General features: G+C 70.0%; 17 protein-coding genes and 1 pseudogene. 11 read left to right on the top strand and 7 right to left on the bottom strand.

Translation table 11 applies throughout. The features are described from left to right. Positions 1-225: 225 nt before the first annotated feature. Positions 226-3,057: a choice-of-anchor L domain-containing protein gene (locus M9M90_RS06390; RefSeq protein ID WP_254836328.1), complete on the bottom strand. Its 2,832-nt coding sequence runs from the start codon at positions 3,055-3,057 to the stop codon at positions 226-228. A 187-nt stretch (positions 3,058-3,244) separates the two neighbouring features. Here M9M90_RS06390 and M9M90_RS06385 point away from each other — a divergent pair, with 187 nt between their 5' ends. The 4 genes from M9M90_RS06385 (at position 3,245) to M9M90_RS06370 (ending at position 7,357) form a co-directional block, all read left to right on the top strand. Then, positions 3,245-3,940: a response regulator transcription factor gene (locus tag M9M90_RS06385; RefSeq protein ID WP_254836327.1), complete on the top strand. Its 696-nt coding sequence runs from the start codon at positions 3,245-3,247 to the stop codon at positions 3,938-3,940. Continuing rightward, positions 3,933-5,318, top strand: coding sequence for a cell wall metabolism sensor histidine kinase WalK (locus M9M90_RS06380; RefSeq protein WP_254836326.1), 1,386 nt, complete (start codon positions 3,933-3,935; stop codon positions 5,316-5,318). The genes M9M90_RS06385 and M9M90_RS06380 overlap by 8 nt, the downstream gene beginning before the upstream one ends. A 208-nt stretch (positions 5,319-5,526) precedes the next feature. Beyond that, positions 5,527-6,054 carry a VOC family protein gene (locus M9M90_RS06375; RefSeq protein ID WP_254836325.1) on the top strand — a complete coding sequence of 176 codons (528 nt, stop codon included), beginning with the start codon at positions 5,527-5,529 and terminating at the stop codon, positions 6,052-6,054. A 130-nt stretch (positions 6,055-6,184) separates the two neighbouring features. Beyond that, the gene (locus M9M90_RS06370) at positions 6,185-7,357 is read left to right on the top strand and encodes a PHB depolymerase family esterase (RefSeq protein WP_254836324.1); all 1,173 of its coding nucleotides are present in this window, start codon (positions 6,185-6,187) and stop codon (positions 7,355-7,357) included. Positions 7,358-7,363: 6 nt separating this feature from the next. On the opposite strand, the gene M9M90_RS06365 is transcribed toward M9M90_RS06370, so the two are convergent. Next, positions 7,364-8,011, bottom strand: a complete 648-nt coding sequence (locus M9M90_RS06365; protein WP_254836323.1) for a ParA family protein — start codon at positions 8,009-8,011, stop codon at positions 7,364-7,366. Between the two features lie 721 nt (positions 8,012-8,732). Between M9M90_RS06365 and M9M90_RS21265 the strand changes: the two are divergent. Beyond that, positions 8,733-8,846: pseudogene (locus tag M9M90_RS21265) on the top strand (PEPxxWA-CTERM sorting domain-containing protein); the annotation flags it as partial. Between the two features lie 143 nt (positions 8,847-8,989). Further along, positions 8,990-9,391 (top strand): GFA family protein, encoded by a 402-nt coding sequence (locus M9M90_RS06355; RefSeq protein ID WP_254836321.1) that lies wholly within the window; start codon positions 8,990-8,992, stop codon positions 9,389-9,391. Positions 9,392-9,492: 101 nt separating this feature from the next. Here the strand turns inward: M9M90_RS06355 and M9M90_RS06350 are convergent, their stop codons facing one another. Together M9M90_RS06350 and M9M90_RS06345 are read right to left on the bottom strand one after the other, a co-directional pair. Beyond that, complete coding sequence (locus M9M90_RS06350) at positions 9,493-10,497, bottom strand: phosphatidylinositol-specific phospholipase C1-like protein (protein ID WP_254836320.1); 1,005 nt, start codon at positions 10,495-10,497, stop codon at positions 9,493-9,495. Positions 10,498-10,543: 46 nt separating this feature from the next. Then, complete coding sequence (locus M9M90_RS06345) at positions 10,544-11,038, bottom strand: NUDIX hydrolase (protein WP_254836319.1); 495 nt, start codon at positions 11,036-11,038, stop codon at positions 10,544-10,546. A 116-nt stretch (positions 11,039-11,154) separates the two neighbouring features. Between M9M90_RS06345 and M9M90_RS06340 the strand changes: the two genes are divergently transcribed. Continuing rightward, on the top strand, positions 11,155-12,789 hold the full coding sequence (locus M9M90_RS06340; protein WP_254836318.1) for an EAL domain-containing protein: 1,635 nt from the start codon (positions 11,155-11,157) through the stop codon (positions 12,787-12,789). A gap of 147 nt (positions 12,790-12,936) precedes the next feature. Then, positions 12,937-13,275 (top strand): MmcQ/YjbR family DNA-binding protein, encoded by a 339-nt coding sequence (locus M9M90_RS06335; RefSeq protein WP_254836317.1) that lies wholly within the window; start codon positions 12,937-12,939, stop codon positions 13,273-13,275. Between the two features lie 382 nt (positions 13,276-13,657). Here the strand turns inward: M9M90_RS06335 and M9M90_RS06330 are convergent, their stop codons facing one another. After that, positions 13,658-15,478: a DUF885 family protein gene (locus M9M90_RS06330; RefSeq protein ID WP_254836316.1), complete on the bottom strand. Its 1,821-nt coding sequence runs from the start codon at positions 15,476-15,478 to the stop codon at positions 13,658-13,660. A 189-nt stretch (positions 15,479-15,667) separates the two neighbouring features. Between M9M90_RS06330 and M9M90_RS06325 the strand changes: the two genes are divergently transcribed. The 3 genes from M9M90_RS06325 (at position 15,668) to M9M90_RS06315 (ending at position 18,979) form a co-directional block, all read left to right on the top strand. Next, complete coding sequence (locus M9M90_RS06325) at positions 15,668-16,681, top strand: fatty acid desaturase (RefSeq protein WP_254836315.1); 1,014 nt, start codon at positions 15,668-15,670, stop codon at positions 16,679-16,681. 258 nt (positions 16,682-16,939) lie between these two features. Next, complete coding sequence (locus M9M90_RS06320) at positions 16,940-18,562, top strand: acyl-CoA synthetase (RefSeq protein ID WP_254836314.1); 1,623 nt, start codon at positions 16,940-16,942, stop codon at positions 18,560-18,562. 225 nt (positions 18,563-18,787) lie between these two features. Beyond that, positions 18,788-18,979 (top strand): hypothetical protein, encoded by a 192-nt coding sequence (locus M9M90_RS06315; RefSeq protein ID WP_254836313.1) that lies wholly within the window; start codon positions 18,788-18,790, stop codon positions 18,977-18,979. Positions 18,980-18,988: 9 nt separating this feature from the next. Here the strand turns inward: M9M90_RS06315 and M9M90_RS06310 are convergent, their stop codons facing one another. Together M9M90_RS06310 and M9M90_RS06305 are read right to left on the bottom strand one after the other, a co-directional pair. Continuing rightward, positions 18,989-19,702 carry a TVP38/TMEM64 family protein gene (locus M9M90_RS06310; protein WP_254836312.1) on the bottom strand — a complete coding sequence of 238 codons (714 nt, stop codon included), beginning with the start codon at positions 19,700-19,702 and terminating at the stop codon, positions 18,989-18,991. 121 nt (positions 19,703-19,823) lie between these two features. Further along, positions 19,824-21,683 carry a DEAD/DEAH box helicase gene (locus M9M90_RS06305; RefSeq protein ID WP_371876904.1) on the bottom strand — a complete coding sequence of 620 codons (1,860 nt, stop codon included), beginning with the start codon at positions 21,681-21,683 and terminating at the stop codon, positions 19,824-19,826. Positions 21,684-21,880 lie beyond the last annotated feature (197 nt).

The following is a 21,880-nucleotide window of genomic DNA, read 5'->3' as shown; positions in this document are numbered from 1 at the left end:
TCGCAACCCGTCGTCGCAACAAGGTGTGCCCCGTTTGTTCTCTGTTCGCAAGATGTTCTTTTTTGCGTGGCGGCGCGGGTGCGACCGGTTTTGACGCAGCGAGGTTAGGAGGGAATTTACATGTTGCGCCGCGCTCCCAGGACCCGCGTTCGGAAAGCCGACCCAAGCGCGCCGCCAAGGCTGAGCCGGGCAGGCCGACCCCTCTCGGGGCCGGCCCCGGCAGGCTCACAGCAGAAAGTCGCCGGAGACCAGCGGCGCGTCAGCGAAGACGTTGATCGCAAAGTCCGCGATCCCGTCGCCGTTCACGTCGCCCTGCACGACATAGTGGTCCACAGAGTAGAGGGAGACGAGTTCGCCGGCCTTGTGGGTGAAGCCGCTCACCAGGGTAAAGGCGTCGTTCTTCCCGTTCACGATCGCGTCGATGCCGGACAGGTCGATGCGGTCACCATCGGCATGGCTGAAGTCATAGACCGTATCGCGCGCACTCACCGCGGAGTCGGTCAGACCCTGGAACACAAACCGGTCACCGCCCGCCCCGCCCCAGAGGCCGTCGCCGCCGCCGCCGCCGGTCAGGACGTCACCGCCGCCACCGCCGCTGAGGCCGTTGGCGGCCGCATTGCCGGTCAGGGTGTCGCCATAGGACGAACCTTGCAGGTTCTCGAGGTTGACGAGCGTGTCCTTGCCCGCGCCGCCGGTGTCCTGAGCCTTGGAGAGCGCAAGGCCGACCTTCACCGCCGCCGTCGCGCTGGCATAGGAGGCCGTGTCGGAGCCGGCGCCACCGTCAAGGCGGTCCGCACCGGCGCCGCCGTCCAGGACGTCGTCCCCGGCCAAACCGGCGAGGGTGTCGGCGCCAGCGAGGCCGGAAAGCTGGTCGTCGCCAGCGCCGCCCGCGAGGGAGTCACCACCCGACGTCCCGGTGAGGATCAAGTTCGCCAGCGGCTCGGGGGCCACTGTCAGCGTGAAAACGTCCGAGACCGAGAGGCCGCCGGGGTCGTTCGCGCTCACCCGGATGTCCAGGGTTCTCGCGGTCGAGGGCGTGCCCGCGAAAGCGCCAGTCGCGGGATTGAACGCCAGCCAGGCCGGCAGCGCCGATCCGTCGGCCAGCGTCGCCTTCAGGGCCAGGACGTCGCCGTCCACGTCCGCGAAGGTCCCGGCGGCCACCTGGTACGACAGGGCGGAGCCCGCCGTCGCCGTCGTGTCGGCCAGGGGCGCGGCCAGGGTCGGCGCGTCATCGACGCCCGTGACCGTGAACACGGCCTGGGCCGGCGTCACGGCCAGACCGTCGGTGACGCCGTAGTCGATCGTCAGCGTCGTCTGCAGGCCTGCCGCCAGGGCCTGGAAGGCTGCGTTGGCGGGGTCGAGCACGAAGGCGGCGGTCTGGGCGTCGAAGCTGACGCCCGCAGGCAGCTGCGCCGGCAGGCCGGTCACGCTGAGCGTCGTCCCGACGTCCGCGTCGGTCGCCTGGGCGAGCGCCGAGAGGGTCACGCTCGCGCCGTCTTCGGCGGCCGAGGCGGTCACCGGGCCAGTGACCACGGGCGCGATGTTGGTCGTGCCGCTCGTGCCGGGCGCCACGGTCTTGTCGCTGAACGCCAGCATCTCGATGTTGGCGATCTGGGTCACGCCGTCGGGCGAGCCCGCGCGCAGGTCGGTCACCCGCCAGCCGTCGCCGCCGGCGATGACCGAATAGTCGGCGAAAGCCCCCGAGAGGACCACGGTGTCGACCCCGGCGCCGCCGTCGAGTTCGTCGCTGCCGCCTTCGACATGTATCGTGTCGTCACCCGCGCCGGCGAAGACCTTATCGTTGTCCGCGCCGTCGTGGATCTGGTCGTCGCCGTCACCGGCCGTGATCATGTCGTCGCCCGCGCCGCCCCAGATGGTGTCGGCCTCGTTGGTGGCGAGCGGCTGCAGGACGGGCGCCTGGGTCAGCGAGATCGCGTCGTCCCTGGCCGTACCGAAGATCGCGGTCCCGCCACTGACCAGCCCGCCTGGCGCGAAGGTCCCGTCGGCGAACTTGAGGGTCTCGACGTGGTGGACCGTGTCCGTCCCGTCGGGCGCGCCGTCGCGCAGGTCACGGACCTCGTAGCCCCCGTCGGCCAGCAGGCTGAGGTGATAGGCGCCCGCCGCGCCGGAGAAGACCGCCTCGTTCTGGCCTTCGCCGCCATCGAGGTAGTCGTCGCCGCCGCCGCCGATGATCGTGTCGTCGCCCGCGTCGCCGGCGATGACGTCGTTGCCGCCCGCGCCGTCGAGGCTGTCGGCGCCCGTCAGCCCGGCGAAGTTCTCGGCCGCGATGGTGCCCAGCTTGACGTCGTCGCCCGTGGTGCAGGGGACGTCCAGGCTGACGCCGGTGACCGGCGCGGTGGTCCCGGTCAGGCCCGAGATGAACAGGCCGCTGTCCAGGATGTGGTCGCCGGTGTCGGCGATGGCGATCTTCAGGGTGTTGAGCCCCAGGCTCACGGGGGCGAACGCCGACAGGACATTGCTGACCCCGTCGTACTCGATCGGCAGGTGGCCATCGCCGTTGTCGACGAAGTAGCCGGCCGCCAGGTTGGACCCGATGACGCTCAGCGGCGCGTTCGGATCGTTGCCGAAGTAGGCGACGTTCTGACCGTTGACCATCACCACGGCGATGTCGACGAACTGGTCGACCCACTCCGGATACTCGTCGGTGCCGAACAACAGCTTGAAGGTGATGCCCGTGATCGAGGGGTCGGTCACCGTGAAGCTGAACGAGATGCTCGTGGCGTCGTAGGAGACGGTCGAGAAGACGCGGTTGACCTCCGCGTCCAGGTTGATGTCGCCGGCCAGGTTGTTGTCGAACCCGAAGTCCATGACGGTGTTGGTCACGTTCGGGACGCCGCCCGAGGTGATCAGCAGCCCCGGTCCCATGCCGAGCGGCGTCAGGCCGCCGTCATAGGTGCTGATGGAGTCCGGGGCGTGGACGATGATCAGGCTCGCGGGGTCGACCGTTATCCCACCGCTGGTGGGGAAGAAGCTGCCGATGACCGAAGCCGGGTTGGCGTCGATCTCGGTCTGGCTGATGGGCGTGAACACAGGCATGCCAATTCCTCTGGGGGGAGTGCGTTGGCGAGACCCTGTCAGCGCGACCTGACAAGAACCTGACGGCAGCGTCATCTTTTGCGGACGCGGGCGCGTCAGGTCGCCGCAGCCCATCTGATCCTGATCAAGGCGGGCGGCGCCTGGCCGCGCTTGGATGGCGGCCTGATGCGTCGGGAGAGGCTTCACCATGCGACTGCTGCTCGTCGAAGATAATCGCCGCCTCGGCGCCCTCATCGTCGAGGGACTGGTCCGAGAGGGCTTCGCCGTGGACTGGCGCGCGAGCCTCGAGGCGGGCCTCGAGGCCCGGGCCCTGGCGGCCTACGACGTGATCCTGCTGGACCTCGGCCTGCCCGACGGCGATGGCCTGGACCTGCTGCGGCGCGTGCGGGAGGACGGCGACCCCACGCCGATCCTGGTCCTGACGGCCCGCGGCGAGCTCGGCGACCGGGTCGCGGGCCTCGACCTCGGCGCGGACGACTACCTGGTGAAGCCCTTCGAGGTGGCCGAGGTCGCGGCGCGTTGCCGGGCCCTGCTGCGGCGGCCCGGCGCGTGTCTGAGCGTGGTGTTGAGCTATGGCAACATCGCCCTCGACACCTCGACCCGCGCGGTGACTGTCGCCGGCGCGCCGGTCCAGGCCTCGCCGCGGGAAGCGGCCCTGCTTGAGCAACTGCTGAGGCACGCGGGACAGGTCGTCCGCCGCTCGAGGCTCGACGACCACCTCTATGCGATGGACGCCGAGGTCACGCCCAACGCCTTGGAGGTCGCGGTCTCACGGCTGCGCAAGCGCTTGGGCGCGGCCGGCGCGGACGTGGCGCTCCGCACGGTCCACGGCGTTGGCTACGCCCTGATCGCGCGCAATCCCGCGCAGGCCGCCTGTGCGTAAGCCCACCGCTCCCCGGCGGCCGACGCTGTTCGCGCAGATCGCGCGGCGGCTGGCGCTCATGACCCTCGTCTTCGCCCTCGTCGACGTCGGCATCGTCGTCGCGGACTATTTCGGCGACCGCCAGGTCATGGCGGAGGATTTCGTCGGCCAGCAGGCGGAACGGGTCGAGCGCGCCTGGCGGCGCGGCGAGGCCCTGTCGCGCCCAGCCGGGGTCTCCCGGTGGGCCTACGCCGTGCTGGATCCCGCCTCAGGCCCAGCGGTGGTCATCCAGGACCCAGGCCTCGGCTTCGCGCCGGCCCAGCCGGCTCCCGGCACGCTGGACTGGACACGGCGGGACGCGACCCCCTCCGGTCTGCGCATCACCGGGCTGCGCCGCTTCGAGGACGGCGGCGTCCACTGGGTCATGGTCGTGGCCGATCAGCGCGACTGGCGCATCTACGCGCCGGTCATGGCCGAGGAGCTGGTGGACCACGTGGTCATGCCCCTGGCGCCGCTGGTGGTTCTGCTGCTCGCCTTCAACATCATCGTCGTGCGCCGGATGCTGGCCCCGCTGGCGATGGCCGCCGCCGAGGTCGACGCCCTGGACCTCACGCGCCTCGACACCCGCCTGACCGAGCCGGCCGCGTCTCGCGAGGTCGCGGCCCTGGTGGCGACGCTGAACCGGGCGCTGGCCCGGGTCCAAAACGCCGTGGGCGTGCTGAAGGCGTTCACCGCCGACGCCGCGCACGAGCTGCGCACGCCGCTTTCGGTGCTGCAGTTGCGTATCGAGGCCCTGCCGGACGGAGAGCCGAAGCAGCGGCTCCACGAAGACGTGCAGGCGATGACGCGGCTGGTGAATCAGATGCTCGACATGTCGCGGGCCGACGCGCTCGGCATGGAGCAGAGCCGCGACGTCGATCTCCGCGCGGTCGCCCAGGACATCGTGGCCCAGACCGCGCCGCTGGCCTTCGCCGCGGGGCACGACCTGCGCCTCCTCGACCACGGGCCGGCGGCGGTGCGAGGCCACCCGGACGCCATTGGCCGCGCCCTCAGGAACCTGGTCGAGAATGCGATCGTCCACGGGGGAGGCGACGGTCCGATCGAGGTCGCCGTCGGCCCGGGCGCGCAGCTATGCGTGCGGGACCACGGCGCGGGTCTGGGCGGCGTCGACGCGGACATGATCTTCCGCCGTTTCTGGCGCAAGGACCGCAACGGCGCCGGAGCCGGGTTGGGCCTGGGGATCGCGCGGAGCATCGTCGAGGCTCACGGCGGCGTCCTCACGGCGCAGAACGCGCCGGGCGGCGGCGCGATCTTCGTCTGCAAATTCCCGAGCGGCGCGCCGTCTTCAACCACGCCGCCGTCGCCGGACGGGGCGCGGGACGGCAAGATCCCTGCGTAGGCGCCAGCCTACGCCGCTCGACTAATCCTGCCGCAAGGCTCAGCCGCCGCGGGTGACTTCGGGAAATGGAGGGACACGATTCCTATTCCCCATGAGGGGCTTGGCCCAGGCCGGGGTCGGGGAATAGGTATCATGTCCCCTGCCCCAGCCGCCGCTGATGCGAGGACCAGGGCCGATCGTTTAACCTCACCCGACCACAGGAGCCCGCATGAGCCGCATCTTCGGCGCCGTCTGCCAGAACGGGTATGTCGTGCGCGATATTCGCGCGGCGATGGACCACTGGATCAACGTCATGGGCGTAGGGCCGTGGTTCTTCATCGAGGAGGTGAAGACCGACTATTTCCGGCACCGCGGGGCGGCGTCCGACGTCAAGATGAGCATCGCGCTGGCCAATTCCGGGGACCTGCAGATTGAGCTGATCCAGCAGACCAACGACGCGCCCTCGATGTACAAGGAGTTCCTGGACGCCGGCCATGAGGGGCTGCAGCACATGTCGTATTGGACCCGCGACTATCAGGGGCTCTACGACCGGGCGCTGGGGCTGGGCTACCTCGTCGGGCACGAGGGCCAGATCGGCGGGGAGCTGGGGCGGTTCGCCTATTTCGACACCCAGGCCCATCCCGGCACGGTGGTCGAGATCTCCGACATCAGCGGCAACAAGGGCCGGTTCTTCGAGCACATCAAGCGCGCGGCGGCCGACTGGGACGGCGCCGAGCCGATCCGCGCGGTGCGGTAGGATCGGGCGGCGACACCCGGTTCCGACCCCGCCGCGAAAAAAGAAATCCCCGCCCGGCCGTCACCAATGCTGCACTGCAGCATTATCTCTGCCCGGGGGACGTCCCCGTGTGATGTGAGGTTGAGTTTCGATGCCGGGTCTTGGAGAGACGACCGCCATGCTGGCGCGGCTGCGGCGCAGCGCCAAGGCGCCTATGGGCGGCGTGGTGTCCGGGCGAATGGTCGAGACGGCCGCGTTCGGGGACAATCCCGGGGCTTTGCGGATGTTCAGCCATGCGCCGGAGGGCCTGGCGCGCGGCGCGCCGCTGGTGGTGGTGCTGCACGGCTGCACACAGGGCGCGCAGGCCTATGCGGCGGGAGCCGGCTGGCTGACCCTGGCCGATCGCCACGGTTTCGTGGTGGTGGCGGCCGAGCAGACGGCGGCGAACAACCCCAACCGCTGCTTCAACTGGTTCTCCCCTGGCGACACGCGCCGGGGCGAGGGCGAGGCGGCCTCCATCGCCGCCATGGCCGCCCATGCGATCGCCGAGCACGGCCTGGACCCCGAGCGGGTGTTCGTGACCGGGCTGTCGGCCGGCGGCGCCATGACCTCGGTGATGCTGGCGGCCTATCCCGACCTGTTCGCGGGCGGGGCGATCATCGCGGGCCTGCCCTATGGGGTGGCCGACAGCGTACCGGAGGCGCTGCGGGCGATGAACCGGGCAGATGGCCGGGCCGCGCCGGAACTGGGCGCCCTGGTGCGGGGCGCGGCGCCGATCGGTGGCCGGATCCCGCGGGTGGCGATCTGGCACGGAGGCGCCGACACGGTGGTGCACGCGTCGAACGCCGACGACATCGCCAGCCAGTGGGCCTGGGCGCACGGCCTGGCGGTCGAGCCGCACGAGACCGTGTCCCAGCCAGGACGCACGCACTCGACCTGGCGTTCGCCCGCGACCGGCGAGGTGCTGATCGAGAGCCACCGGCTGGCGCGGCTGGGCCATGGGACCCCGCTGGCGAGCCAGGGGCCCGAGGGGGTGGGCGCGGCCGCGCCCTTCATGCTGGAGGCCGGGGTGTCGTCCTCGGAGGAGATCCTGGCCTTCTGGGGCCTGGAACCGCGCCCGGCGAGCGAGTGGCCCAAGGCGCGGCCGGAGACCGCCACCCGCCCGGCCGCCGCGCGGCCGCCGGCGGCGCGGGGCAGGCGCGTCGCGCCGGAGACGCCGGACAGCCTGGGGTCCCAGGTCATGGCCAGCATCGCCCCGCATGTGCCCAGCGGCGTGCAGGAGGTGATCGCCAGGGCGCTGAAGAGCGCGGGCCTGATGCGATAGGCGCCCCTACCCCGCCGCGCGTTGCGGCAGGGCGAAGTGGCGGATGTAGGCCCAGAGCTCGGCGATCTCCAGGGCTGCGGCGGGGTCTCCCGCCTCCTCGGCCGAGCGGCCGGTCTCCAGCGCTCGCTGATAGACCATGCGCGAGCGGATGATGGTGGGGGCGATCGGCTGGGAGAGCAGCGCCAGGGCGCGCAGGGCGCGGCGGACGGCGGGGGACTCGACCCCTTCGCGGGGGGCGGGCGCCTGGTTGACCACCAACAGCAGAGGCTTCTTCAGGCGCCGGACGATGTCCACCGACTCGATGGCGGCGGCCAGGTCCAGGAAGGCGGGGCGGACCACCAGGAGGCAGAGGTCGGAGAGCACGATGGCGCTGACCTGCTCCTCGGCGACCCCGGCGGCGGTGTCGATGACCATGACATCGGTCCCGCGGCGCACGGCGCTCATCTGCAGATCGTAGAGCTTGCTCCCGGCGATGGCGACGCGGTCGGGACCCAGGCCGTGGCGCGCGCGCAGGGCCTCGATGGCGGAACGTTGCGGATCAACGTCGGCCAGCAGGGTGCGCGCGCCGCGCAACCAGGCCGCCAGGGCCAGGTGGACGGCGAGCGTGGTCTTGCCCGAGCCGCCCTTGCGGGCGACCAGCGCGATGGTGAACATCGGGCTCTCCCCTCCTTGGGAGAGACTTGGTTAACGGGCGGCGGCGGGCAAGCGTTGCATTGGGCTGACCGCTCCTGCCGCACGAGGACGGCCAAAAGAGCACGGTGCAAACAACTCACGGTCGGCGTGGAACCAATGTGGCAACTTCTTGTTCAGCATGCCGAGGGACATTTTTGGGAAGGCTTTCCACCACATGAGTAAGTTGCTTATCGCCGGCTTCGCGGCCGCCGCCTTGACGGTTGCGGCTCCGGCCAGCGCCGCCGTTATCTTCACCTTCACGCCGGGCGCGCCGTCGCCGGGTCCCGGTTACACGGTGATCAACGACTTCAGCGACGCGACCGGCATCGTCGGCGCGAACTTCGAGATCAAGACTCCGCCGGCCGACGCCAACGGGGCGCCTCCGGCCAATTCGGTTCCGTCGGGCACGTCCTATCTGTCCGTCCTGGGCGGGGGTTCGGCGACGATCACCTTCCTGTCGGCGGTCTCGGGCTTCCAGTTCGATTGGGGTTCGATCGACGACTACAACATCCTGACCATCAACTCGACCGGCGCCGATCCCGTCATCATCCCCGGCCTGAACTTCACCAATCCGGCGAACGGCAACCAGGTGTCGCCGGGCACCAACGGCCTGTTCAGCGTCTACGGGACCGCGGGTGAGAAGTTCAACAGCATCACCCTGACGTCGCAGACCAACTCGTTCGAGATCGACAACCTCGCGACGCCGAGCTCGGCGATCCCCGAGCCGGCGACCTGGGCCATGATGATCGTGGGCTTCGGTGCGGTGGGCGGTGTGCTGCGCTCAAGCCGCCGTCGTCAGACCCTGGCCTACGCGTAAAGACGAAAGGCGCCGTTTCGGCGCCATAGGTTAAGCCTTTCTGGCCCGGTTCCCGCCTGTCGGGAGCCGGGCCTTGGTTTGTCTGGCGGACGGTTTCGTGGCAGCAGGACGCTCCCCGTCCCGCTCAGCCGCGAGAGCCCGCCATGCACACCGGATCCTGCCTCTGCCGCGCCGTCCGTTTCGAGGTGACGGGGGACCTCGCGCCCGTCCAGGTCTGCCACTGCGGGGACTGCCGCAAGGCGCAGGGCTCGGCCTTCGGCGCCAATATTCCGGTGGCCACGGCGGACTTCACCCTGTTGAGCGGCGAGGGCGAGCTTCGCGCCTACGAATCCTCGCCGGGCAAGGAGCGGGTGTTCTGCAGCCGCTGCGGGAGCCCGGTCTTCAGCCGCCTGACGGGCAAGCCTGGGGTGGTGCGCCTGCGCGCCGGCAGCCTGGACGAGCCGGTGGCGACGGAGATCGGCTTCCATTTCTACGTGGCCTCGAAGGCCAGCTGGTGGCCGATCGCCGGCGAGGCGACCAGCTACGACGGCGAGCGCCCGGCCTAGAGCAGATCCCCCAGGGTCTATTTCGCCGCTGGATTGAGCCGCGCGGCGCCCCCGCCCGGCAGCTGGGCCTCATACGGGCCGAGGCGCGGATCGGCGCGCATTTAGTCGGTGGAGACGTACTGGGCGCCCGCGGCGAAGGCGGCGTCCTGGCGGCTGCGGTCATTGGTCCGGGCCTCGGCGGTGTCGGCGTCGGCGCGGGTGCGGACGATGAGGCCGGCCCTGACCGCCGCGGCGATGCGATCGGCCTGTTCCTTGGGCTCGTTGAGGGTGATGTAGGCCGCGGCCGGCGAGGTCTCGTCGATATTGACGAACATCACCCGGCCCTCCAGCGACCTGCGCGCGCCGCGATAGATCTCGACCTGCTCGATGGGCGCGTCGAGGGCGAACATCACCTTGCCACGGGCGGTCTTAAGCTTTGGCCAGGCGTGGGCGAAGGCGGCCTCGCGCAGGGTGGCGCGGCGGCCCTGGACTTTGTCCGGGGTGATCAGCTCGCCCGGCCGGAAGACGGAGCGGATCTCAGCGTCGACGGCGTCCATGGCCACGGCGTCGAAGGGCTGGGCGAGCACGGCGCCGGGCAGGTCCAGCTTGCCCTCCTTGAGGTTCAACAGGATCAGCAGCGGCACATGGTCGGGGTGGGCCTTCGACCAGGCGCGGATCTCCGCCAGGCAGCCGGTGAACAGCGGGCAGCTGGAGCGGTAGTCCAGATCCTGGACGTGCATCACCTTGAAGCCCGGGCCCTTCAGGGGCGTGAGGTCATAGGGCAGGTCGTCGGCGAACTTCTTGACCAGGGGGTCGGCGTAGCGGCCGCCCTGCGGGTCGTAGAGGATGTCCAGCTCCAGTTGCCGGGCGCCGGCGGCGAGCTGGTCGGTCAGGGGCGGATGGGCGTAGTCGAGGCCGGCGGCCTCCTTGGGATTGGACCCCCGCAGCAGCTTCATCTGGGCCGGCGAAATCGCCTGCTTGTAGGAATTGTGGGTGCCGATCGCCTGGATCTGGTTGATCCTGAGCGCATCGACCCGGGCGCGCGTGCAGCCGGCTGCTCCGGAGGGCGCCTCCACGTCGCAGTTGGCGGCGATGGCCAGGGCGGCGGCGAACAGCGATGCGATCATGGAGACTCCCTAGCGCCTCTGCGTGGCGCTTGAACGACAGTCTCGCCTAGGATGTCAGCCGCGTCACGGTGATCTCCAGCGGCGGATCGGGATAGACGCCCGCGGCGATGCCGGGGAACAGCTCGAGGAAGCGCTCGGGATAGATGCGCTCGGTCAGGCCCGCGAGCTCGAGCGGGGTCCACCAGCGGATGTCGTCGATCAGGTCGGTCTCGTAGTCGGCCCAGCCCGCGCGGGAGGGCTCGCCGCCGGGGCAGAGGCCGACGAAGTAGTGCTCCTTGAACAGCACCTGCTCGCCGGTGACCAGGACCCCCGCCCCGGACCGGGTCCAGACCACGGGGCCAAGGTCGACCTCGGTGAAGCCGCTCTCCTCGGCGACCTCGCGGCGCGCCGCCTCGATCAGGGTCTCGCCGGGATCGACGCCGCCGCCGACCGTATGCCAGGCCGAGCTGCTGGCCGGATGGCCCGGCATACGCCCGCGCAGCAGCAGGATGGCGCCGGCGGGATCGAACAGCAGCACTCGGGCGGTCAGGCGGTCGCGCATGGGACGGATATAGCGCCATTGGGTCGCGGCTGGCGACAGGGGGCCGCCCGGGCGTCTCAACGCCAAATTAAGCCCAGTCGTTACAAGATGTTGGTCGCATCCAAGGGAGAGCCGCCTTGCAGCTCAGTCCGCAACGTCTGCTCGGCTTCGCCTTCGCCAGCGCGGACCTTCTCCTCGAGATCACCGCCGAAGGCAGGATCGGTTTCGCCATCGGCGCCAGCGAGGCGCTGTCGGGCTCCGCCGAGACGGCTCTGGTCGGCCGCGCCTGGCGCGACTTCATCGATCCCCGCGACCGTCCGATGGTCGAGGCCCTGCTGGGCGGCCTGAACGAAGGCGGGCGCGGCGGGCCGGTGGTGGTGACCCTGGCGGGTTCGGCCGGCGCCAGCGAGCGCGCAGCCTCGTTCACCGCCTTCCGCATGCCGGGCAATGAGGGGGCGATCTCCTGCGCCTTCAGCCGCGCCGCGGCCAAGGTGATGCACGGCCTGCACGACAAGAGCTCCTTCGAGACCGCCACCGCGGCGCTCATCGAGACCGCCAAGGCCACCGGCCAGGAGCTGGAGATGGCCCTGATCGAGCTGGGCGGCCTGGGCGCCCTGCGCAAGCTGCTGGGACCCGAGGCCTCCAAGGACCTGGACGACCGCCTGGCAGGGGCCCTGCGCGCCCAGTCGCACGGCGGCGGCGCCGCGGCCGACCTGGGATCGGACCGCTTCGCCCTGGTGCGCCCGAAGGGCGACAGCGTTGACGCCCTGGTCCAGCGGCTGATCCAACTGGTGGCCATCGATCCCAAGCACGGCGTCAAGCCGGACGCGCGGTCCATGAGCCTGATGGGGGACGCCTCCCCCGGCCAGATTCTGCGCGCGCTGCGTTTCTCGCTCGACAACTTCATCAAGGACGGGATGGACGGCAAACCGTCCACGACCCTCAACGAGGCGGTCAGCCGCTCAGTGCAGCGCACCCTGGTCGAGGTCGGCGCCCTGGGAGAAGCGGTCAACGAGAAGCGCTTCCGGCTGGTCTACCAGCCGGTGGTGAACCTCAAGGCCAACGCCGCCCTGCACCACTACGAGGTCCTGGTCCGCTTCGGCGACAACGCCAGCCCCTTCCCGATGATCCGCATGGCCGAGGAGCTCGACCTGATCGAGGCCCTGGATATCGCCGTGGTCGAACAGACCATCGCCAAACTGGCCTCCGATCCGGGGCTGAAGCTGGCGGCCAACATCTCCGGCCGCACCATCGGCAGCCCGGCCTTCGTCCAGGCGGTCAAGACGATGCTGGCCGGGACTCCCGAGGCCTGCGGCCGGCTGCTGTTCGAGATCACCGAGAGCGCGGCCATCGACGACCTGGCCGTCGCCGACCGCCATCTGAAGGCCCTGCGCTCCGAGGGCTGCATGATCTGCCTCGACGACTTCGGCGCCGGCGCCGCCTCCCTGGCCTATCTGCAGCAACTGACCCTGGACATCGTCAAGATCGACGGCCGCTACATCCGCGAGCTGCAGCACGGCGGCCGCGAGAGCACCTTCATCCGCCACCTGGTGACCATGTGCTCGGAACTCGGGGTCAAGACCCTGGCCGAGATGGTGGAGAACGCCAACGCCGAGGAAGCCGTGCGCCGGGCCGGGGTCGACTTCGCCCAGGGCTGGCTCTACGGCGCGCCCGCCGACACCCCCGAGCAGCCGGCCGGCGCCCATGTCGACACCATGGCCCACGTGAAGCCCGCCGCGCGGCGGATGGGGTCTGTCGAGGGTTGGGGCTAGGGCCTAGGCGCCTCGAGCACGCCGCCGAGGCCGACAACGGACAGGCTGATCGTCCGCTGAGGGTGGGCAGCGGACCTTGACTCTAGTCGGCCACATTGCGTGCGTGACACGAGTTTGGGAGATTGCGGCACACCAACGAGGTTAGCCATGACGCCTGACTCTTTCCTTGCCGTCGCGCTCGCTCTTCCCGAAACCTCACTCGGTCATCACCAAAGCGGCGCGGACATTCGCGTCGTTGGAAAGATATTTGCGTCGCCAGCAGATCGGCCCGGGGGGACCGCGGTGATCAAGCTGACGCTTGATCAGCGAGAGTTGCTTTGCGCGGCTGAGCCGACAGTCTTCCATCCGGTGGAAGGGATGGGAGCCTCGCGCGGCTGGACGCGCATGGTCGTGGCGAACACTGATGAGGCGACCGCACTGAGCGCGCTTTGGATGGCTTGGCGCAACGTCGCGCCGCCACGGCTAGCCCGGGCGCATCCGACCTAGGAAAGGTCCGCTAAGGGTCGAAAGCGGTCGCCGACGCCGCACCCGGAAGCCGACGCTCGGCCTGGTTCCCGAGAGCTGACGTCGCGAACGTCTGCGATGGATCGAAAACCGCCGAGGCCGTCGGCGTAGCCGAGATCGTGTTCCTGAAATAGGCGCCGGGGACGGTGCAGGCGGCAGATGCTCCCCTATGGGGGAGCTCCCGGCCGAATGGCCGGGTGAGGGGGACTTTGACTCTTGCTTGTGGGCGGCAACCCCCTCCGTCACCTCGCCGAAGGGGGCGACGCGCCACCTCCCCCAGATCGCGCTTCGCGCTGGGGGAGGATCCGGGGTCTTGCATGCGATGCCTAATGCGCCGACGACGCACAGGCGGGGCGTTGGCCCCCTAGACCCGCGCCACCCACTCGCCCAGGTTCCGCTCCAGCACGGTAAGCGGCATGGAGCCCGAGAGCAGGGCCGCGTCGTGCCAGGCTTTCAGGTCGAACTTCGCACCCAGCTTGGCCTTGGCCTCCTCGCGCAGGCGGGCCCAGACGGTGTGGCCGACCTTGTAGCTGGTGGCCTGGCCGGGTGAGCAGCAGTAGCGATCAATCTCGCGCAGGGCGCGCGAGCGCGGATAGCCGGTGACGCTGACCATGTAATCGGTGGCCTGATCGCGGGTCCAACGCTTGTGGTGCAGGCCGGTGTCGACCACCAGGCGCGAGGCGCGGAACAGGAAGGACTGCAGGTAGCCGGCCTCTCCCCAGGGGTCGCCCTTGTAGACGCCCATCTCGTTGGCGAGCTGCTCGGCATAGAGCGCCCAGCCCTCGGTGAAGGCCGAGAAGCCGCCGCCGGTGCGCCGGATGATCGGGATCTTCGTGCTCTCCTGGCTGAGCGCGATCTGCAGGTGATGGCCCGGCGTGGCCTCGTGATAGACCAGGGTCGGCAAATTGTACTTCGGCCACTCGTGGGTGTTCTTCAGGTTGATGAAGAAGGCCGCCGGGCGCGAGCCGTCGAGCGCCGCGCTCTGGTAGTAGCCGTTGGAGGCGCCGTCCTGGATGAAGGCCGGCACGCGCTTGACCGTCACCTCGGCCTTGGGAAGCGTGGCGAAGGCCTGGGGCAGGCGCGCGGCGATGGCGGCCACCTGGACGTTGAGGTCGGCGATCAGGGCCGCGCGACCCTCGTCGGTGTTGGGGTAGAGTTGCTTGGGATCGGCGTTGAGGGCGGTCAGCCGCTCGGCCACCGTGCCCTTGGTCATGCCCTGGCCCTTGAGGATCACGTCCAGGCGCGCGGTGATGTCGGCCACCTGGTCGAGGCCCAGCTTGTGGATCTCTTCAGCCGAGAGGTCGGTGGTCGTGGAGGTTTTCAGGCCGCCCGCGTAATAGGCCGCCCCGTCCTTCAGCTTCCAGACCCCGGCGTCGGCGGTGGCGATTGCGCGCGCGGCGGTCATGGCCACGATCTGGCGGTCCAGGGCCGGGAAGATCTCGCCCGCCACGATCCTGGCAGCCGGACCGGCATAGTCGCCCGCCAGGTTGGCGGTCTTGGCCTTGCCGACGATGGAGGTGACCATGATGGTCGTCTCGGGCGGCTGGTCGCGCAGGGCCTTCATCTGGCCCAGGGCCAGGTCGCAGATAAAGTCCGGCGGCACGACGCCGGCGGCCACGTCGGTCTTCATCCGGTCGAGGTCCTGGTCCAGGGCCACGGCGAAGGCCTTGAGCCGGGCCATGTAGGCGTCGGCGTCGGCCGCGGTCTCCACCCGGTGCTGGTTGTCGAGGAAGTCGGGAATGTCTTGATAGACGCCGGTCTGCTGGCTGATCACATAGGGGCTGAAGCGGCCGCCCACCGAACCGAACCTGAACCGCTCGCCGGCCGCGAGCCCGTTCTCCTGGCCGTAGAGCACCGTGTCGAGGTCGACCTTGGAGGCGGGCGACAGGGCCGCCCGGTCGATGGCCTTCAGCTTGGCCACCCGGTCGCGGGTCTTGCCCAGGCGCTTGAGCCGGCCGGCCTCGGAATAGTCGTCGAGCTGGCTCTTGAGGGCGGCGCGGGGGCCCTTGTCGAGGCCCAGGCCCGTGGCGCGTTCGGGGCTGTCGTCGACCATCTCCTCGAACATGGCGTCGAGCAGGGTCTTCAGGCGGGCGTCTTCCGAGCCCTGGGCCAGGACGGGGGTGGCGGCGACGAGAGCGCCGGCGGCGGTGGTCGCGAGGAAGGCGCGACGGTCGAGCGTGGTCATGGACAGGCCCCGGAGTTACAATGTGACGGGACCCTATTGGGCCGCATGCAAGCGCGGCAAGACGAGGGCGTGGCGCGCCGGATTAATTCGCCGTAATGCAGCGAAGCCGCTTTTATGGCGTTGTCGTAGAAGCACCCTAATCTGCGCGTAACCAGCACCGCGACCTCATATCCTGGAAGTTACTCCGACGTGACCGAGACCAAACCCGCCGACTGGAATCGCAAACTCGCAGCCTACAAGCGCCCTGACTGGCGCCGCAGCCTGTTCGAGCTGGTGCTGACCGCCACCGCGCTCGGCGGCCTCTGGACCCTGGGCTGGGTGGCCATGCATTTCGGCCTGTGGTGGCTGGCCTTGCTGCTCACCGTGCCGGCCGCGGCCTTCCTGGTGCGGCTGTTCATGATCCAGCACGATTGCGGCCACGGATCGTTCTTCGAGGCCAAGGCGGCCAATGACTGGGTGGGCCGCGCCATCGGCCTGCTGACGCTCACGCCTTACGAATACTGGCGCCACACCCATGCCATCCATCACGCCACCTCAGGCAATCTCGACCGCCGGAGCCTCGGCGTGATCGAGATGCTGACCGTCGATGAATATCTGGCCCTGAGCCCGGGCCGCCGGCTGGCCTACCGGCTCTACCGCAATCCGGCGGTGATGTTCGGGCTGGGACCGAGCTTCGTGTTCTTCCTGCAACAGCGCCTGCCCTTCGGCCTTATGAAGGCCGGCTGGAAGCCTTGGCTTTCGACCCTGGGCAACACGGCCATCATCGCCGCCGGCGTCGGCGTGATGATATGGCTGCTGGGCCCGGCGCCGGTGCTGCTGGTCAACTTCACCACCATGGTGATCGCCGCCACCATCGGGGTCTGGCTGTTCTTCGTGCAGCACCAGTACGAGGGCGTGTCCTGGTCGCGGAACAAGGAGTGGAAGCGCGACGAGGCGGCGCTGATGGGCTCGTCGCACTACGACCTGCCCCAGCCCCTGCGTTGGCTGACCGCCAATATCGGCATCCACCACGTTCATCACCTGTCCAGCCGCATCCCCTTCTACCGCCTGCCCCAGGTGCTGAAGGACCATCCCGAGCTGAAGGACATGAGCCGGATCGGCCTGGTGGAGAGTTTCAAGAACGCCCGCCTGGCGCTCTGGGACGAGGCCGCCCAGCGGCTGGTCTCGTTCCGCGAGATCCGCGGCCGGGTGGCGGCGGCCTAGCACCACCTGAGATGCTCCCCCGCGGGGGAGCTGTCAGCGAAGCTGGCTGAGGGGGACCTCGACTCTGTCCGCCGTGGGTGGAGCCCCCTCCGTCTCGTCGCGAAGAGGCGACGATCCACCTCCCCCAAATCGCGCTGCGCGCTGGGGGAGGACCTATGACCTTACCTTTACGTCAACTGCCCTTGCGTCAGGGTTGACCGAGGCGCGGGCCTGACCGCCAACTGGCTCCCACAAAACAAGAAATGTGGGAGGAAGCCGGTGACCGCTTGGATCTTCGCCGACGTCTGGGAGGCGATCGCCGCCGCGCAGCCGGAGCGCCCGGCCCTGATCCAGGGCGAGCGCGTGGTGAGCTGGGGCCAGTTCGACGCCCGCGCCGACGCCCTGGCCGCACACCTGGTCGAGAGCGGGCTCAGCCCCAAGGCCAAGGTGGCGGCCTATCTCTACAACGGCCCGGAATACCTGGAGACCTACTACGCGGCCTTCAAGGCCGGGCTGGCGCCGTTCAACACCAACTACCGCTATGGCGGCGACGAGCTGACCTATCTGTTCGACAACGCCGACGCCGAGGCGGTGGTGTTCCACGCCAGCTTCGCGGGCATGATCGAAGCGATCCGCGACCACCTGCCGACGGTGAAGCGCTGGATCGCCGTGGCCGAGCCCGGCCATCCGGCTCCGGCCTGGGCCGACGACTATGAGGGCGTGGTCGCCAAGGTCCCCGGGAAGCGGCCGTTCAAGGCGCCATGGGGCCGCTCGCCCGACGACCTGATCCTGCTCTATACCGGCGGCACCACCGGGATGCCCAAGGGCGTCATGTGGCGGCAGGACGACCTGTTCAACGTCATCGGGGCCGGCGGCAACGCCCTGCAGGGCGTCCCGCCCCTGACGAGCCCGCAGGAGGCCGCCGAGCGCCTCACCGGCGAGCAGCGGCGGACTCTGGTCTGCTGCCCGCTGATGCACGGCACCGGCCAGTTCTCGGCCTTCATCACGCTGAATGTCGGCGGCACGGTCGCCACCCTGCCCTCGCGCCAGTTCAACGCCATGGAGCTGTGGGACGAGGCGGTGCGGCTGAAAGCCGACGGCATCGTCATCGTCGGCCTGGCCTTCTCCACCCCCATGCTGGAGGCGCTGGAGGCCAATCCCGGCCGCTGGAACCTCGACCACGTGAAGACCATGAGCTCCTCGGGCTCCATGTGGAGCCAGGAGAACAAGCGCGGCCTGCTGTCCTTCGCCAAGAACGCCATGATCATGGACAGCTTCGGGTCGTCGGAGGCGGTCGGCCTGGGGGCCTCGGCCTCCGCGCCGGGGGCGGAGGCGGCGACGGCGGCCTTCATGCTGGGCCCTAACTGCGCGGTGTTCGCCGAGGACGGCCGCCGGGTGGAGCCGGGCTCGGGCGAGCGCGGCCTGGTGGCGGTGACCGGCTTCCTGCCCGTGGGCTACTACAAGGACCCGGAGAAGAGCGCCAAGACCTTCCAGACCATGGAGGGCCAGCGCTGGAGCGTCCCGGGCGACTGGGCCGAGGTCAATGCCGACGGCACGTTGAAACTGCTGGGCCGCGGAAGCCAGTGCATCAACACCGGCGGCGAGAAGGTCTTCCCCGAGGAGGTCGAGGAAGCGCTGAAGACCCATCCCGGGGTCCGCGACGCGGTGGTGGTCGGCGTGCCCGACGCGCGCTTCGGCGAGCGCATCTGTGCGGTGGTCGAGGGCGATGCGGCCGCCCTGACGCTGGAGGCGATGGCGGCCCATGTGAAGTCGCGACTGGCCGCCTACAAGGCGCCGCGCGAGCTGGTGGTGGTCGACTCGATCGGCCGGGCCCCCAACGGCAAGGTCGACTACAAGTCCTCCCGGGACCTGGCCCTGGCGGCGTTGGGGGTCAGCGCCTAGGCAGCATCAGGCCGTCCCAATTGCTCCCCTACTGGGAGCTGTCGGCGAAGCCGACTGAGGGGGACTTTGACTCGCTTCGGCGCGCTTCAACCCCCTCCGTCTCTCCGCTTCGCTCCGAGCCACCTCCCCCAAATCGCGCTGCGCGCTGTGGGAGGATCTGGGAGGCCTCGACCAATTCCTTCATGCCGTTGGGCGCAGGTTCTTCGCCGAACGAGGAACCATCCCATGGCCGACACGCCCCAGACACCGGAAGCGGTGGCCTATCAGCTCATGCGCGACGTCATGGCGATCGAGGGCGCCTCGGCGGCCCTGCGCGAGAGCGGCGGACCCGATCGGGCCTGGCTGCTCAGCACCTATGCGGAATGCCTGAAGGTCGTGCGGCCGGACGCCAAGACGGCCCAGATGCGCAGCTTCTAGGCCGCCTGCTCAGGCGGTTCGGCGACGACGCGCGCCCAGCCCGCCGCTGATCAGCGAGACCGCGGCCAGGGCCAACAGCGGGATGGCAACTTCCGGACGCGCCAGGACCGTGAGTTCCGCGGCCCTCCCGGTCACGACCGCCTTGCCCAGGCCGGCGCCCAGATAGCTGTAGATCAGGGAATGAGGCACCGCCCCCACCGCCGTGGCCGCCACGTACTTCCGCACCGGGGCGCGGGCGAGGCCGGCGGCCACATTGACCAGGCCGAAGGGACTGAGCGGCAGCAGGCGCAGGGTCAGCAGATAGGAGAAGGGGCTCTGCTCGAACCCGGCCATGATCTTGCCCATCCGCCCCTTGGCCAGGCGGGCGCGGATGGTCTCCCCGGCGGCGAAGCGGGCGGCGAGATAGGCCATCACCGCACCCAGGGTGGAGCCGACGATGGTCGCCGCCGTGCCCACCAGCGGCCCGAACAGGAAGCCGCCGGCCAGCATCAGCACCAGGCCGACGGGCACGAAGGCGGCGGTGGCGATGGCGTAGAGTCCGGTGAAAGCCACCAGGGCGGCCAGCGGGGCGGCGAGGATCTCGGCGCGCAGGCTGATCTCGTTGGCCTGCAGATTGCCCACCGAGATGTCGGTCGCCAAGCCGCTGCCGTAGAGGGCCACGGTAGCGGCGACCAGCAGCGCGGCCGGCGCCGCCCGACCGAGCAGCTTCAGACTTTTCCGCAAGGACCCGTCGACTCCGCCAGTCATCGCTCCGACTTCCCACGACGCGTGCGACCTGGAACGCTCCAGCGGGCGTCGTGCCGGAGGCTAGCTCCGCAATCGCGACGTCGGCAAGGCCCGGCGGCTACTTGGCGCGCTGGTCGTTGGACTTTTTCTTCCAGGGGGGCTTGCCGGCCTTGGGGCCGGGCGCGCCTGGAGCCTTGGGCGCAAAGGGCTTGGTCGGCGGGCCCTTGCGGTGCGGCGGCTTGCCGTCGTTGGGCGCGCCCTTGCCGTAGGCCGGCTTGAACTTCGGCCGCGGCGGCGAGGTCGGGCCGCCGGGGGGCGAGGAGGGCTCGATCTTGATCTCCTCATCCGCCGTGGCCTTCACGGCCTGGGAGAACTTGCCGGCCGCGGCGTTGGAGATCTCGAACTTGGTCTCGCGGTCGAAAATCTTGATGGCCCCGATATCGGGCTTGGTGACGTGGCCCAGCCGGCAGATCAGCGGGATCAGCCACTTGGGGTCGGCGTTCTTCGAGCGGCCCACCGTCACCCGGAACCAGGTGACCTCGTTGGGGTCCAGCCGCTCGGGCTTGCCGAACGCGCCTTCGGCCCGTTCGGGACGGTCGCCGCGATCGGAGGGATCGTAGGTGCGCTTCGGCCGGCCCAGTTCGCGCGCCTGGCTGTCGCGCATGCGGGCGTCGTCATAAAGCTCTTCCGGCGAGGGCAGCCGGGCGCGGTGGATGCGGATCAGGGCCGCGGCCACTTCCTCGGCGGTGCGGTTCTCCAGCACCAGCTTGGCGAGCGCCAGGTCTTCCTCGGCCATGGGCTCGGTGAGGATGGGGTCCTCGAGCAGGCGGACCTGGTCCTTGGCGCGGATCTCGTCGGCGGTGGGCGGACCCTGCCAGATGGCCTCGATCCCGGCGGAGGCCAGGAGCTGCTCGGCCTTGCGGCGGCGGGTGTGGGAGACCAGCAGGACCGAGGTCCCCTTGCGGCCCGCCCGGCCGGTCCGGCCGGAGCGGTGCAGCAGGCCGGCCTTGTTCACCGGAATGTCCGCATGGATGACCAGGCCCAGCTCCGGCAGGTCCAGGCCGCGGGCGGCCACGTCGGTGGCGACGCAGACCCGGGCATGGCCGTCGCGCAGGGCCTGCAGGGCGTCGGTGCGCGCCTTCTGGTCCAGCTCGCCCGACAGGCCGACCACGGCGAAGCCGCGCTCGCGCAGGGCCGCGTGCATGTGGCGCACGCCCTCTCGGGTGTTGCAGAACACCAGGGCGCCGGGGGACTCGAAGAACCGCAGCACATTGACCACGGCCAGTTCGATCTCGTTGGGGGCCACGCGGATGGCGCGGTACTCGATGTCGCCGTGCGGCTCGTCGCGACGGCTGGTGTCGATGCGGAGCGCGTCGCGCTGGTAGCGCTTGGCGAGCGCCACGATCTCGCGGGCCAGGGTGGCCGAGAACAGCAGGGTGCGGCGGCCGACCGGGGCGGAGTCGAGGATCTCCTCCAGGTCTTCGCGGAAGCCCATGTCCAGCATCTCGTCGGCCTCGTCGAGGACGACAACCTGCAGGGCCGACAGGTCGAGATTGCCGCGCTCCAGGTGGTCCTTCAGGCGGCCGGGGGTGCCGACCACGATGTGGGCGCCGACATTGAGCGCCCGCTGCTCGCGGCGCGGGTCCATGCCGCCGACGCAGGTCTCCACCCGCGCGCCGGCGGGGGCGTAGAGCCAGGTGAGCTCCTTGGCCACCTGGATGGCCAGTTCGCGGGTCGGCGCGATGACCAGGGCCAGGGGCGAGCCCGGCTGGCCGAACTTCTCGGCCTCGCCCAGCAGGGTCGGCCCGGCCGCCAGGCCGAAGGCGACGGTCTTGCCCGAGCCGGTCTGGGCGGAGACCAGCAGGTCTCGTCCGGCGGCGTCGGGGGCCAGGACGGCGGCCTGGACGGGGGTGGGTTCGGCATAGCCTTGGCTCGCGAGCGCGCGCGCCAGGGCGGGGTGGATTTCGGGGAAGGCCATTTCAGTCCGTTTCGCAAGCCGCAACGAAAAGAAAACGCGCGGTTGCGCCTTAGAGGGCAAGCGGGCCGCCGCCGCAAGCCTTGCGACGTCGATTTTATCCACAGCGCACAAGCGCCGCAGTCGCTCAAGAGGCGAATGGGGCGAAATTCGTGGGTTCTTGAGCGCCAAATGCACGACGGCTGGCGAAATTGCGAGGG

Origin of the sequence: Phenylobacterium sp. LH3H17 (assembly GCF_024298925.1) — a bacterium.
In the GTDB taxonomy this organism is placed as follows: domain Bacteria; phylum Pseudomonadota; class Alphaproteobacteria; order Caulobacterales; family Caulobacteraceae; genus Phenylobacterium.
Note: the sequence above shows the minus strand (reverse complement) of the source record. Positions and strands in the feature narration are given on the sequence as shown.

Bases quoted from the DNA above. Each gene is read 5' to 3' on its own strand.
- M9M90_RS06330 (WP_254836316.1), bottom strand. From the start codon at position 15,478: ATGACCACGCTCGACCGTCGCGCCTTCCTCGCGACCACCGCCGCCGGC.
- M9M90_RS06385 (WP_254836327.1), top strand. From the start codon at position 3,245: ATGCGACTGCTGCTCGTCGAAGATAATCGCCGCCTCGGCGCCCTCATC.
- M9M90_RS06370 (WP_254836324.1), top strand. From the start codon at position 6,185: ATGCCGGGTCTTGGAGAGACGACCGCCATGCTGGCGCGGCTGCGGCGC.
- M9M90_RS06335 (WP_254836317.1), top strand. From the start codon at position 12,937: ATGACGCCTGACTCTTTCCTTGCCGTCGCGCTCGCTCTTCCCGAAACC.
- M9M90_RS06375 (WP_254836325.1), top strand. From the start codon at position 5,527: ATGAGCCGCATCTTCGGCGCCGTCTGCCAGAACGGGTATGTCGTGCGC.
- M9M90_RS06365 (WP_254836323.1), bottom strand. From the start codon at position 8,011: ATGTTCACCATCGCGCTGGTCGCCCGCAAGGGCGGCTCGGGCAAGACC.
- M9M90_RS06350 (WP_254836320.1), bottom strand. From the start codon at position 10,497: ATGATCGCATCGCTGTTCGCCGCCGCCCTGGCCATCGCCGCCAACTGC.
- M9M90_RS06305 (WP_371876904.1), bottom strand. From the start codon at position 21,683: ATGGCCTTCCCCGAAATCCACCCCGCCCTGGCGCGCGCGCTCGCGAGC.
- M9M90_RS06315 (WP_254836313.1), top strand. From the start codon at position 18,788: ATGGCCGACACGCCCCAGACACCGGAAGCGGTGGCCTATCAGCTCATG.
- M9M90_RS06355 (WP_254836321.1), top strand. From the start codon at position 8,990: ATGCACACCGGATCCTGCCTCTGCCGCGCCGTCCGTTTCGAGGTGACG.
- M9M90_RS06390 (WP_254836328.1), bottom strand. From the start codon at position 3,057: ATGCCTGTGTTCACGCCCATCAGCCAGACCGAGATCGACGCCAACCCG.
- M9M90_RS06345 (WP_254836319.1), bottom strand. From the start codon at position 11,038: ATGCGCGACCGCCTGACCGCCCGAGTGCTGCTGTTCGATCCCGCCGGC.